Origin of the sequence: Vibrio plantisponsor (assembly GCF_013041605.1) — a bacterium.
In the GTDB taxonomy this organism is placed as follows: Bacteria; Pseudomonadota; Gammaproteobacteria; order Enterobacterales; family Vibrionaceae; genus Vibrio; species Vibrio plantisponsor.
In genome coordinates this window covers 696,267-708,816 of the sequence record NZ_JABEQC010000001.1, presented here as the reverse complement: position 1 = coordinate 708,816, position 12,550 = coordinate 696,267, and the positions used below count along the sequence as shown (strand labels likewise).

Genomic DNA, 12,550 nt, shown 5'->3' with positions numbered 1-12,550 from the left:
AAATCACCAACACATAAATGGCGAGCTTGAGCTAACATTGAGCAATGGTGAAACTCTCACTACTGATATCTTGACTATGGCGATTGGTGTTCATCTTGAGACCAAACTGGCACCAGAAGCGGGTCTGAATGGTATTTATACTAGCGGGCACATACAAACCAGCTATCCGTCTATCTACGCCGTGGTTGATGCTATCGAAGAGTAAGACTTCGTGACGGGCAAACAAACTGTGGTTCCACTTGCTGGCGCAGCAAACCGTCAAGGTCGTATGGCAGCAGACAACATGTTAGGCCGCAAAGAAACCTACCATGGTACTCAAGGTACTGCGATTTGTAAGATCTTCGATTTGGCAGTGGCGTCAACGGGTAAAAACGAGAAGCAGCTAAAACGTGAAGGCGTTGAATACCAAAAAGTGTATGTACACACGGCCAGCCACGCTAGCCACGCCAGTTGCTACCAAGGTAAACTACAAAACGGTTATCTTCCAGGTGCAGTTAACATTCCTGTTGACCAACTTCGTCAACGCATGAATGAGCTGCCAAAAGACAAAGAGATCATCATCTACTGTCAGGTAGGTCTGCGCGGAAACGTGGCGTATCGTCAGTTAGTAAACAACGGTTACAAAGCACGTAACCTACTTGGTGGTTACCATACTTACCTGTTTGCGAAAGCGTAATAGAACATTCGCTTGTTATAACTAGATACTGACCAGCACATATGTGCTGGTCTTTTAATAATAAAATACGAGGTCAGGCAATCGAGAATCCTCATATCTTCAAATGCTTTTTGTAAAGACCTTTGTTGTTCTAGGAAAGGTTTCACTTGAGACTTCAACACTTCCTGTTACTCAATAATCGGACGAAAATTTTCGCTACTGCTTTGTGAGTTTCCATAATTGGTCCCAACTACCTATGAAGCCGACCTGAGACTTGCTTCATTTCCTTGAAGTGCTTCTCCAACCCATCCATACAAATTACCTCTTACTATAGTATAAGTCCTTACGTCATATCACCCAGAAGAGGACATAAAACCAACAGTTATTTTTCAGCGTTGCTTCATATGATAATAGTTGGAAATTAAACGCCATTTTTGCGTATTTATTATTCATTAGCTGTAACTCTGGTTTTACCAATACATTACTGACAAGTATCAATCTAGTTATTACGCCATACATTTAACTTCCATTCAGTGAACGTTTTAGAAAGATAAAGTCTCAACTTTTAGCCATCATACTCACCCTTATTCATATAATGTGATTTCGATTCATGATTAATCTAACTAATACTTCTTTAAGGCTAATCTTGACTATCTAACTGATTAAAATGACGGCAAAAATAAAATGATAACTGTAAGGGAACGTCAGTGACATATAAAGCCGTTCGTATCACCGAGTTAATGGCTCATGAATTTGCGCAAGTTGAAGGAGCGCTCGATTCTCTCGATAAAAAAGCCCTTGAGGCCGCTATCCCCTCTAATTTTAGTGTTAACAAATTCATTGAGCAGGTAGAGCAAGGTCATTGGCTGTTGTTAAATGATTCGCCTGTTACTCCTATGCTGGTCAAAGAATCAAACGAAATGGGTATCTCTCATTGGGTGCTCAACAGCCAAACTATCGACCACCTCGAACCTGCTGCGCAAAAAGCGCTGTTGGCACGCACTAAAATGACAGGGGCTGTTTCTGGGACAGCGCAAAGTCGCAATTTACATCCACCCTTACCAATGCCACCCTATGTCCCTGAGCCTCCAGTACGAAATAATTCCGACGAGCCTCTTTCGTTGAAATACGAATATTGCTTTGACATCGCTTGCTCTGATGAATCGTTTCGTCAGCAAGTCAGTTGTTCTTTTGTGTTAGCTAAGACCAAAAATGAGGTCACACTCGGTCGCTGGACGGAATCTAAAACAGCACACGGCACCCGATACACTATTCTTACCGCCATTGATGAGCCAAAACGCTTGGTCGCCAAAGTCGCCTCATTCCCAATGGGAATTTCACTTGAAGAGACTGTCAAGATGAAACCCATCGGGACACAAACTGCTTATGAAGGTTTTATTCCCGTTTGCCCTGCGGTGCAACTAGGTGAGCGGCTTGGTCTTCCCACTGAAGGTTATTTTTATCATTTTCACGATGGGCAATTGATCCAAGAGTACAAATTGCTTGGCGATAACAAATGGAGTTTTTACGGGACTCGCTCTACACCACATCGCTTAGATGACACCCAAGCGTATAACATTTACCAAAGTGCTTTACTGGTTTATTGGAAAATCGGTGGTAAAGTCGTCGATAATCAATATCTGATTTATCTTGACCAGCAAATTACCCGTGAAGCGCTCGACAATCTAGATGATGAGTGGCTAAATAAACATGGCGTTAAATTAGATATTCACATGTTACTGGAAGCAACTCAGCAACCTATTATTGCAAGAGAAGATAAACACCAAGCTGAAACGCAACAGGAAAATATCACCATTTATGGCTTGCCGCCCGTTTCTCCGAAATCATTTAATCACCCATTAAATACGTTTTATGACTATACCGAACGCTGCTTAGTCGATACTAGTGTTAGAGCGATTAAGAGCGAAAGCATGGCAGGGAAAGATATTGCTATCGTTAATGTAAAGCCTGAACGAACATTGCGTATTGGTGTATTCTTTGATGGTACAGGGCAAAACAACCCCAATGATGAATACAAAGAAACCTATGGCAATAAATCGCGAACGAACATAGCGCGTTTATTTGAAGCGTATCCAGAGCAAGAAGGACAATCAGCTAAAATTTACATATCGGGCGTAGGAACGGTTGATGGTATTCCTATTTCGCCAGGAGAGCCTAATCCTATCATCGATGCTGGCGGCGATGAGAAGTTAGCAGGACAAGCGATGGGAGCTTTTGATGATACAGGCGGGCTATGGAAGTGGCAGAGCTTATTGTCTAACTTAGCACAAAATATAAAATCTCTTGAACAAAGAGGTATATACTCAGAAATCAGTCACATCCAATTTGACGTGTTTGGTTTTAGTCGCGGCGCGGCGCTGGCACGGCATTTTATTAATGCAGTGAGTGAAGGATTTCCTGATTACATTAATCCCAATAGAAGCTCTAATCCTAGCTCGTTGGTTCCAAATTTATTAGGCAATGAAAGCTATAAACGTTTTGACTCACTTTCCAAAGAGTTTTATGCCATTGATACTACTCGCCGTGTTTCGGTCCGTTTTGTGGGTTTATTTGATACGGTAGGCTCATTTTACTTACCAGGCAATGAAAATGAAGGTAATTACCAACTTGGATTAAAATCCAATGCGGCAGAAAGAGTATTTCAGATTTGCGCTCAACATGAATACCGTAAAAACTTCCCTCTCACTTCATTAGGGCAAGGTCATCAAGAGGCCATAGCGTTCGCTGATGGTATTTTCTGCCAAGAAGTATTCCCTGGTAGCCATACTGATGTAGGCGGTGGTTATCCATCGAAAAGGCAATATCGTCGAACGGATTTACCTTCACGTCTTAACACGCCTGTTGATTCAACCTACAACCGACATCTTATCAAGCAGGAATCATTTTTCGAAAAGTACAAAGGCGAATTGCAGTCAATTCGAGAAGCGAATGCAGGAGCGGCATTTTTTCAGCAGAAATTGGTTGTTGAAAATCAAACATGGCAAAAAGAAACATTAGAAAAAGACGGTATATATGGAGAAGTTAAGTCAGTAGATGGTCAATTACTCTATTATCATTTCGTGCCGATTAGCAATGCCATTTCTGCTCTGGCCTTTGAAAGAATGAAACAACAAGCGCAACGCCATGGCATTATTTGGCGAGAGGATCTCATTCAACCGCCTAAAGATTATATTGACGATGTATTTATTAAAAAGACTTGGTTAAATATGGAAAATGAACCACTAGGTAAAATATCTAAAGCACATTGGCAAAGCTGTGAGGATGAATTATTAAAACAATATATACATCGTCCTCATGACGCATTAATCAATTCTGGTTATGAAGGTATCACTGATACATTAGTCAATGCTCTTAATGTCGATAGTAATCAACAACCTAAACGCAAGGTATTTAATAATGCTTAAATGGCGAAAACTTAATTTAATAGTTATATTAATCACAGGGTTGTTGGGCTGTAGTCCTGAGCCTTATTCCGTTGATGTCGGCTTTACCAATGGAAGCACGACAGGCGAACATGGTGTTACGAATATGTCAATCACTTCCGAATCTGGTGGTAAGGCTAATTTTGCTATGGGGACAATCAGTGGCTATCCAGGCGCCCATTCATCAGGAGGGAGAATAGGGGTGCCAGTTCACATAGATGGTTATTGGGCAAAAGGATGGGAATATCCTTTTGAATCTTACCACCGAATATCTGCCGTTATTCCTAAAGACGCTGAAGCTAAAATGAAAGTAATGGATAACTATTACAAAAACTTCAAATCTAATTCAGGCTCAATGCAGGTTATTGTTGATGGGCCTAGAGTTAGAGTTTTTTATACTAAGAATTGTTTTGATAAATTTAGTGATTGTACTGCTAAAAAAAATAGTGACCCTAATAATTTGGTTATTAAATCACCTCACAATGTAACAGACGTCGTTGTTCTTTTTGATGGTGTTGGTGAAACTTCCTCTATCCCTTTTCCTGACACGCACTTTTCTGAACTAGAAAGTCGTAAGAAAGCTAATCAATAGTTGAGAGTACAATTACGCTCATATAAAGAAAACTAAATCTAGAGTGGTTACTATTTATTACCAAGTGCGACCACTTTTTCATGATTGGCTTTTAGAGGATAAAAGGTAAAATTAGCTGCATTCGGGTTTGCAAGCTAGCTTGTTTCAGGACGTTTCCTAGATAGAAGCAACTTCTGACAAAGACGCGTTTCAAGTTGGCCTAGTGAATGCACGGAAATGACATAGAATTATCGCCTTCAGCAACTAAACCGCTACTACGTTAACCTCTGGTAATGATAAAATCTCTGCACCAGAATTACCGAGAAACTGTATGTTTATCCATCATGTTAATGGCATCGACTGGCTGGTGATTACAGCTTTTGAAGAACTGAAAACTATATTTATCGAAGATGCCGGCGCCATCCCCTCTTACTTCTCTGCCGCCAGCGAATTGAACCCGCTTGCTCAAGCCAAGCGCGCGTATGGATACTTGCCTACACTCAGGGGCGTAATCACTGATACCGGAACATTTCAAAGCCAAGACAACGAAGAAGATTTGAACCCACAGCTTGCCTGCCTAGTTGAGGGGCATGGTCGGGTGTTTATCTATCACGGCGGTTTTGTGGCTTTTGTGAATGACGAACAAACTTTTATTACCCGAATGGGCTGAAATCTATTCAATCATTTGATATTCGAGAATTGGCACCCTTAGCCGTTCATCCAAAAGCGTTACGTTTATTAACTGGGTGCGAATTGAACGGGGCCAAACCAATCGATTCACCTTTTGTTAACTAAGGAGTTGAGCACTAGAACTTATAACGAGCCACAATAACGTCAGTTCGGTTTTGCTGCTGCGTGCTGCTCAACCATGAGCTCTATAACTTCTTCCTTTAAGCAAGATTTGCTGACATATTGCCGTTGCTTACCTATATGAAGAATGAACCCTAAATCGGTTTGTTCAAGTTGATCGATTTCGCTCCAAGCAATACAGCGATCGATATTACCACTTTTGTAATTCACACCATTCGCGTTAACTTGAAACACTACTTTGTTACCACGGCTTGAACTAATAGTTTGTCGCCATAACCACCAAGTTCGCTTGAAATAAACGCTGAACACCTCAACAACACTCAATACGATAAAAAACCAACCGACATAACTGTTAGGTAGCAGCTCAAACTCTATTAGACACACGCCAAAAATAAGAAACAGTGTCGCTTTTAGATACCCATGTGGGAACTTTACAGGCTGGCTGGTTTGATCATAACACTCGGCAAAAAAAGGCTTGTCGAGCGTGTATTCTGTAGTGAAATCTAAATCTTTAGGCATGTATGGTTACTTTAAGTTTTCTGTGAATGAATGTTCCATGTTGCAATTCTACAACACAAGCATTGTAAAGCTCTCGGGCCTTATCTTTAGCAATTTTGTTCTGGTCTTTTCTATCATGAGGATAGCAAAGTCAGAGTGAAATAAATTAACGCTTAACTGGCATTTCGTCAGTCCACTTGATGTTAAGATCACGCTGTGGGAACGGTATGGTCAAGCCTGCCTCTTCAATTCTTGATTTGATCTGCTTTTGGATTGCCCAATAAGTATCCCAGTACTGGTCTGTTGGAGCCCAAGCTCGCAATTGCAGGTTAACAGAGCTATCTGCAAGCATATGGACAATCACTTTTGGTTCAGGGTCTTTAAGAATCGCCTCTTGCTCTGACGCCAACTTGTTCAGAACTTCCAAGCCCACTTCAACCGAGTCTTTGTAAGAAATACCAATGGTAATATCCATACGGCGTTTGTTATTACGGCTAAAGTTCCTAATCGTAGAGCCCCAAACCACACTGTTTGGACTGGAGATGTACAAACCGTCAGCGGTTTCAAAAACCGAAGTAAACAAACCAATATCGGTTACTTTGCCTGAGTAACTACTAAACTCAACAAATTCACCTTTCTTAATCGGTTTAAGAAATAGGATCATAATCCCTGCGGCGATGTTGCTTAACGTGTCTTTAAGCGCCAAACCAATCGCTAAGCCTGCTGCACCCAACAAGGCAACCAAGCTGGCAGTATTGACACCAAATAAGTCAAGGATAATAACCAGAGCGACGAGATAAACCGCGTAATAGGCAACTTGGGAAAGTAGGCGAGAAACAATTTCATCGCCGCCACTTAACTTTTCAGCGGCCTTGTGCACACCACGTCTTACGATCTTAGAAACGATTGATGCGACGATAAAAACTACGATCGTGAGCAAGCTGTTTTGCGTCAGCTGAATAATCAGGTCTTGATGCAATTCGTAAAGATTAACTAAAGTTTCCATGGTTCTTCCGTTTTGAATGACAAGTCTTTATTTAAATGAATCCCGTTCATAACGCGTTATAGATGAGATAAGCGTTGTAAGTGATATAACACAGTAGAAGTATCAAGCCTTCCGAACGAGTAATGCTTTTTGTTTTTCCCCAGAACAATGCGGTAAACAACAAGATAAGAGTGGCTATCAGCATTGATGTCCAATCGCGCCAAAACACTTCTGCACCAATGTTACTGATAGGTTCAATCGTTCCAGCAATACCAATCACAGCCAAGGAGTTAAACATATTTGAACCAACAACATTGCCTACCGCTATGTCGTGTTCACCTTTTCGTGCAGCAGCGATTGACGCAGCTAACTCAGGCAAAGATGTGCCTAACGCAACAATCGTCAGACCAATGAGTAAATCACTCACACCTAATTGTGTAGCGATTTCAACCGCTCCCCAAACCAACACTCTTGAACTGGCGATCAGCAATATGAGTCCAAGCACTAACCAGAAAATCGCGCGCTTTAATGGCATGTTTTGCTGAGCAATTTCTTCACTAAACTCTTTGTCTAGAGAATCATTTTTACCCTTGATAGCCTGCCAAATTGACCAACAAATGAGGAACAGGAAGCCACCGAGCAATAGCCAAGCTTCCATCGTGCTGATGTCATGATTCCAAAGCATTGCTCCAACAACAAGAGTGATGATCAAAAGAATCGGTAACTCTTTACGAATAATATTCGAGTGAACAGCGATGGGGGCGATGATAGCCGTTAAACCAAGAATTAAAGTGATGTTAACGATGTTAGAACCTAGAGCATTACCTAATGCTAGCGGCGAGTTACCGTCAATCGCAGCCATCATGGATACCACCATTTCTGGCGCAGATGTACCAAATCCAACCACCAGCATACCTACAAGCAAAGGTGGCATACCGGCATGATTTGCACTCGCAGCTGCGCCGTCAACAAATCTGTCTGCACTCCAAACAAGTAATGCAAAACCAACAACAATAGCAAGCATCGCTAGTAACATAGTCGAGCTCCTGAAAGTGACTGGATTTTAAAAGCAGGTAGGTTAGAGCTGAGACGCGATCCAACCATAGAAATGGATAAGCGCGGATAAAAGAAAATAGCTGTCATCGTAAGAAAATGCCCTTTCACAGATGGGTCGGCGTACGATTAAGCAATAATAAAGATCCGACCCGAACCTTCATATTGCTTAAGTCTTGCCAGAACCAGATAGGACGTGAATACCACAAGCGTAAGGCTTGGAGACTGTTGACATTCACTCTTCTAAATTAGAAGAAGGCTACTCCCTTAAACAGGAGTGGATTGTACCGGATGAATATGACACGCTTCAAACATTTATTTTTGAAATAAATGCGAAAGAGACAGATAAGTATCGGCTCAAACTTCCTCGGATGTCACCCTCTTCTCTTTTCGTTTGATCAACAGAATACGCGCCATGTACCAGACCACCGCGACGTTGACCAAAAAAATACCAACGCCGATAGCACTAATATGGGTATACATTTCATAAATTTCGAAAGGTAAGTACACACCACCGCTTATCAGGGCAAACCACTCAATCCAAACAAAACCTCGCCAAAGCCCATACGCCTCTATAAAACGGATCATCGCATAAACAAAGACACCGATAGATAGAATCACTATTTTACCTTCGGGTAATGTGCTCATATCGTGGATAAATAGGCTCGGTATACGACCAGCAGGATTCAAATGAGCATGGCTGACGATGGTTTCTGCCACTCGCTGAAGATTCTGCCCAGCCAAAACATGCAGCCCAAAGGCAACGATAAGAGAAAGAAGACCTTTAAAAGCTTCTAGAGCAGCAATGGCTTTTAAACCTTTATGAGAAGATGTCATACCCACCTCGGGGAACTCAAGATACGATAGCAATCAGACGACAACCACCAATATTAGTTCCTATGATCATTGGTTACCTTCTGTCACTTTTCCACTTTAATGTCCCTGTTGGGATTATTTAAATCATCTCTGCAATCAACCAAACTTAAGATAAATGCCTTCAGCTCTAAGCTGAGTCTTGATATCCAACATCTGAATATGAAGAAGTACCTGCTGAAAAAAGCTTAACATTGCCGATGCAAACATCATCCCTGCTAAATAGCCCGCGAGAATATAGTCAGATGGATGGAGCATCATGTTAAAAGAAACACAGAATAAGATAAAACATCCGACCCATATCACTTTTTCACAACCGCTATACAGATAAGTATTGGTCGCAGGATCGTATCTGATTTTTACGCTACCAATCCCGTAGCTAAACTTCGCAGTTAAACTATACGTGCTGCGCGCGTATTCAAGACCATTCATTTCCATCACGCTTTCGACTTTCTCTAGCATCTAACTCACTCCTTTTTCATCTTCGATTCTGATCATTAGTGGTCAGAGCGAATAATAAGCAACTTAATGCATTTGTGTTTCGAGTGATATCACATGGCAGGTATGGCTTATGAGGCAGACTTTTTTGAAGTTCTATTCACCCTTTACTATTAAATAGAATGTGTGGAGGATATTTGGGGCAAAAATAAAGGCAGGTTTCATACCTGCCTTTATCGAATAAATAGAGCAGAATCGCTTACGCTTTCTGAGTTTGCAGCTCTTCGTCTGAAACTGTTTCACCCAAAATTCGGCTAGTGATCGTTCCTGCTGTCATTGCACCAGAAACGTTTAGCGCCGTACGTGCCATATCAATTAGTGGTTCAATTGAGATAAGTAACGCTGCGATTGTCACTGGTAGGCCCATCGCAGGCAGAACAATCAACGCCGCAAATGTCGCGCCACCACCCACACCAGCAATACCGAATGAGCTAATCGTGATCATCGCCACCAGAGAAACGATGAAATGAATGCTTAGTGGATCGATACCAACACTAGGCGCAACCATCACAGCCAACATTGCTGGGTAGATACCCGCACAACCGTTCTGACCGATTGTTGCACCGAATGAAGCTGATAGGTTTGCAATCGCTGGCGGTACGCGTAACTTCTCAATTTGAGCTTCTACGTTTAGCGGAATCGTTGCAGCAGAGCTACGTGACGTAAATGCAAACGTCAGTACTGGCAGAATTTTAGTGAAGTACTCTTTCGGGCTTACACCAACAAGTGAAACCAACACACCGTGCACCACAAACATCAAAGCGATAGCCACATAAGAAGCTACGATGAAGCTAAGCAGATTCAGGATGTCTGACGCACTAGAAGTCGCAACCACTTTCGCCATCAAAGCAGCAACACCGTATGGAGTTAGAGCCATGATCATTTTCACAAGGCGCATAACGACAAACTGAGCGTTCTCAACAAAGCTGCGGATTGAAGAAGCAGACTCTTCTCTCTCAATCATCACTTTACGTGCGGCAATACCGGTAAGAACACCGAAAATAACCACGGCAATGATTGATGTTGAACGAGCACCAGTTAAATCAGCAAACGGGTTTGTTGGAATAAAGCTGATGAGCATTTGAGGAATAGTCAAATCGCTTACGCTAGCAGAACGGCTTTCTAATACTGCAATACGCGCAGTTTCACGCGCACCTTCTGTTAAACCTTCTGCACTCAGGCCAAAGACATGAGCAATACCAATACCGATAATCGCAGAGATTGCCGTAGTGAAAAGCAGTACGCCAATGGTTAAACCAGAAATTTTGCCCAGTGAGCCGCCTTTCTCCAGTTTTACAACCGCAGAAATCATTGAAACAAGCACTAGCGGCATAATGACCATTTTTAGTAAACCGACATAGCCGCTGCCAACCACTTTTACCCAATCTAGAGTCTGGTTAACAGCAGGGTTGCCTTCGCCAAAAATGAGTTGCAGACCAAGACCAAACAAGCTGCCTGACACTAGGCCTAAAAGAACTAGACGAGAAAGTGAGTGTTTTTTCTGCTGCTGTTTAAACAGCAAGAAGAGAATACCGGTAAATACTGCTAAAGCAGCGATAACCGCGACTGACATACTGTATTCCTCAAACGTTGAAAAATGGGATTTAGATATAATTCTAATAGAGGAGTGTAAAATAGTTGTTTGTCCTGCATTGATCCAATGCACATTTGTTCTTGGATATGCAAAATTGTTCTTAATCCTTCATTACTAACAACAAACCGTCAGAAGTATCGCTGATTGACGAATCCGTTCAGCCATACTCATAGCTCAAAAAACACGCGACATGGCAGAAAGTCATCCATCATAGAGTCGATTACTTAGAAGAAAGCGGCACTCACGAGGCAAAGTTAAAAGGTTAAAGCGATGTCAAGAAGCTCTGATAGCAGGTCCACTCTCCTAATCAAAAATAGAAGAGATAAATTTAATTTCAGATATTTTAACAATTAGCATTATGAAAGTAGGACACATCAAAACATCCATAAACTTTACTATTATATTTACAACTTCCTTTAAATTTTACACACAACATCCCACTTACAAAGCAACGAAAATTATAATTCCAACAAGCAATAAAGAGCCATATTCCAGCAACCATTAAAAAGATTTTTCTCGACTATTTACCTAAGTTAAATAGAACCTAACTAAATAGAAAACTCACATGCTAATAAAATATAAATCGGTTGCCTTTCTTCCCGTCATTTTTAGCTTAGTTCAACCCGTATTTGCTGAAGACAAGGACGAAGCGAAACGACCACAATCCGTCAGTGACATAATTGAAAGACCAGGGGTTTTAACTCCAAAAGGTAAATTTGCTGTCGATACTTCGATAAGTTATACGCAAAGCTCATCAAATAAAGTTTCCGTCGTGGGTTACACGATTTTGCCAACTCTTCTTGTGGGTCGAATAGAGGTTTCCGACTCTGACCGAACCACTATTACCACCGGGCTGACGATGCGCTACGGATTAACCCGAAGCACTGAGTTGGAGCTCCGTCTGCCTTATGTTTACCGCAACGATCAAATTTCTACTCGGCCAATTCAAGACGGAGCAGAAGCAAACACCATCAATACCACTTTGGATGGTGGAGGGCTTGGCGATATTGAGTTTGCTCTTCGTCAGCAACTCAACTTTAATACCACGCCTTATTGGGTTGCAGGCTTTATTGTCAAGTCCGATACGGGTAAGTCTCCCTACGATGTTGAGGTGGATTCCAGCACCAATACATTTTTAGATGTCCCTACCGGGTCCGGCTTTTGGAGCATAGAGCCTTCAATTTCGATGATCTTCCCTTCCGATCCTGCCGTCATCTATTCGAGTCTTAGCTACATCTACAACTTTAAAGACGATGTCGAAATCAGTAATCAACAGGTCGAAGTTGATTTAGGAGACACCATTTCACTCAGTGGTGGTTTTGGTTTTGCTATTAACCCTGACTTCTCCTTTTCCGTTGGGCTTAGCCATAAAACCATACTAAAAAGCAAAGTTAACGGCGTGGAGAATGATGATGCGAAGTTGCTCCAACTGGACTCACTTAACTTTGGGATCAACTATGCGATTAGTAAGAAAACATCTATTGGGATTAGTGCTCAAGCAGGGTTAACTGAAGATACGCCAGACTTTCAGCTTTCAGTAAGAGTACCCGTAACGTTTTAAAATATCCTT

The 12,550-nt window shown here is 41.8% G+C and carries 10 protein-coding genes and 1 pseudogene; 5 read left to right on the top strand and 6 right to left on the bottom strand.

Annotation, left to right across the window (positions count from 1 at the left end; all coding sequences use genetic code 11):
* Positions 1-4: 4 nt before the first annotated feature.
* From HKI82_RS03300 to HKI82_RS03285, 4 genes and pseudogenes are all read left to right on the top strand, one after another.
* Positions 5-676: pseudogene (locus tag HKI82_RS03300) on the top strand (rhodanese-like domain-containing protein); the annotation flags it as partial.
* Between the two features lie 686 nt (positions 677-1,362).
* A complete protein-coding gene (locus HKI82_RS03295; RefSeq protein WP_102939572.1) occupies positions 1,363-4,080 on the top strand; it encodes a DUF2235 domain-containing protein in 2,718 nt (905 codons plus the stop codon).
* Positions 4,073-4,690, top strand: a complete 618-nt coding sequence (locus tag HKI82_RS03290) for a hypothetical protein (RefSeq protein ID WP_102939573.1) — start codon at positions 4,073-4,075, stop codon at positions 4,688-4,690. Before HKI82_RS03295 ends, HKI82_RS03290 begins: the two co-directional genes overlap by 8 nt.
* A 310-nt stretch (positions 4,691-5,000) precedes the next feature.
* Positions 5,001-5,339, top strand: a complete 339-nt coding sequence (locus HKI82_RS03285; protein ID WP_102939574.1) for a cytosolic protein — start codon at positions 5,001-5,003, stop codon at positions 5,337-5,339.
* Between the two features lie 164 nt (positions 5,340-5,503).
* Here HKI82_RS03285 and HKI82_RS03280 read toward each other — a convergent pair whose 3' ends face one another.
* The 6 genes from HKI82_RS03280 to HKI82_RS03255 form a co-directional block, all read right to left on the bottom strand.
* Positions 5,504-5,998, bottom strand: coding sequence for a YcxB family protein (locus HKI82_RS03280; protein WP_171137187.1), 495 nt, complete (start codon positions 5,996-5,998; stop codon positions 5,504-5,506).
* A 145-nt stretch (positions 5,999-6,143) separates the two neighbouring features.
* The gene (locus tag HKI82_RS03275; RefSeq protein ID WP_171137186.1) at positions 6,144-6,983 is read right to left on the bottom strand and encodes a mechanosensitive ion channel family protein; all 840 of its coding nucleotides are present in this window, start codon (positions 6,981-6,983) and stop codon (positions 6,144-6,146) included.
* Between the two features lie 46 nt (positions 6,984-7,029).
* The gene (locus HKI82_RS03270; RefSeq protein WP_171137185.1) at positions 7,030-7,998 is read right to left on the bottom strand and encodes a calcium/sodium antiporter; all 969 of its coding nucleotides are present in this window, start codon (positions 7,996-7,998) and stop codon (positions 7,030-7,032) included.
* A 374-nt stretch (positions 7,999-8,372) separates the two neighbouring features.
* Positions 8,373-8,852 carry a DUF2127 domain-containing protein gene (locus tag HKI82_RS03265; RefSeq protein WP_171137184.1) on the bottom strand — a complete coding sequence of 160 codons (480 nt, stop codon included), beginning with the start codon at positions 8,850-8,852 and terminating at the stop codon, positions 8,373-8,375.
* Positions 8,853-8,987: 135 nt separating this feature from the next.
* Positions 8,988-9,350: a hypothetical protein gene (locus HKI82_RS03260; protein ID WP_102939579.1), complete on the bottom strand. Its 363-nt coding sequence runs from the start codon at positions 9,348-9,350 to the stop codon at positions 8,988-8,990.
* 235 nt (positions 9,351-9,585) lie between these two features.
* Positions 9,586-10,959 carry an L-cystine transporter gene (locus HKI82_RS03255; RefSeq protein WP_171137183.1) on the bottom strand — a complete coding sequence of 458 codons (1,374 nt, stop codon included), beginning with the start codon at positions 10,957-10,959 and terminating at the stop codon, positions 9,586-9,588.
* A 586-nt stretch (positions 10,960-11,545) separates the two neighbouring features.
* On the opposite strand from HKI82_RS03255, the gene HKI82_RS03250 reads away from it, so the two are divergent.
* A complete protein-coding gene (locus tag HKI82_RS03250; RefSeq protein ID WP_102939581.1) occupies positions 11,546-12,541 on the top strand; it encodes a transporter in 996 nt (331 codons plus the stop codon).
* The last annotated feature ends 9 nt before the right edge of the window (positions 12,542-12,550 follow it).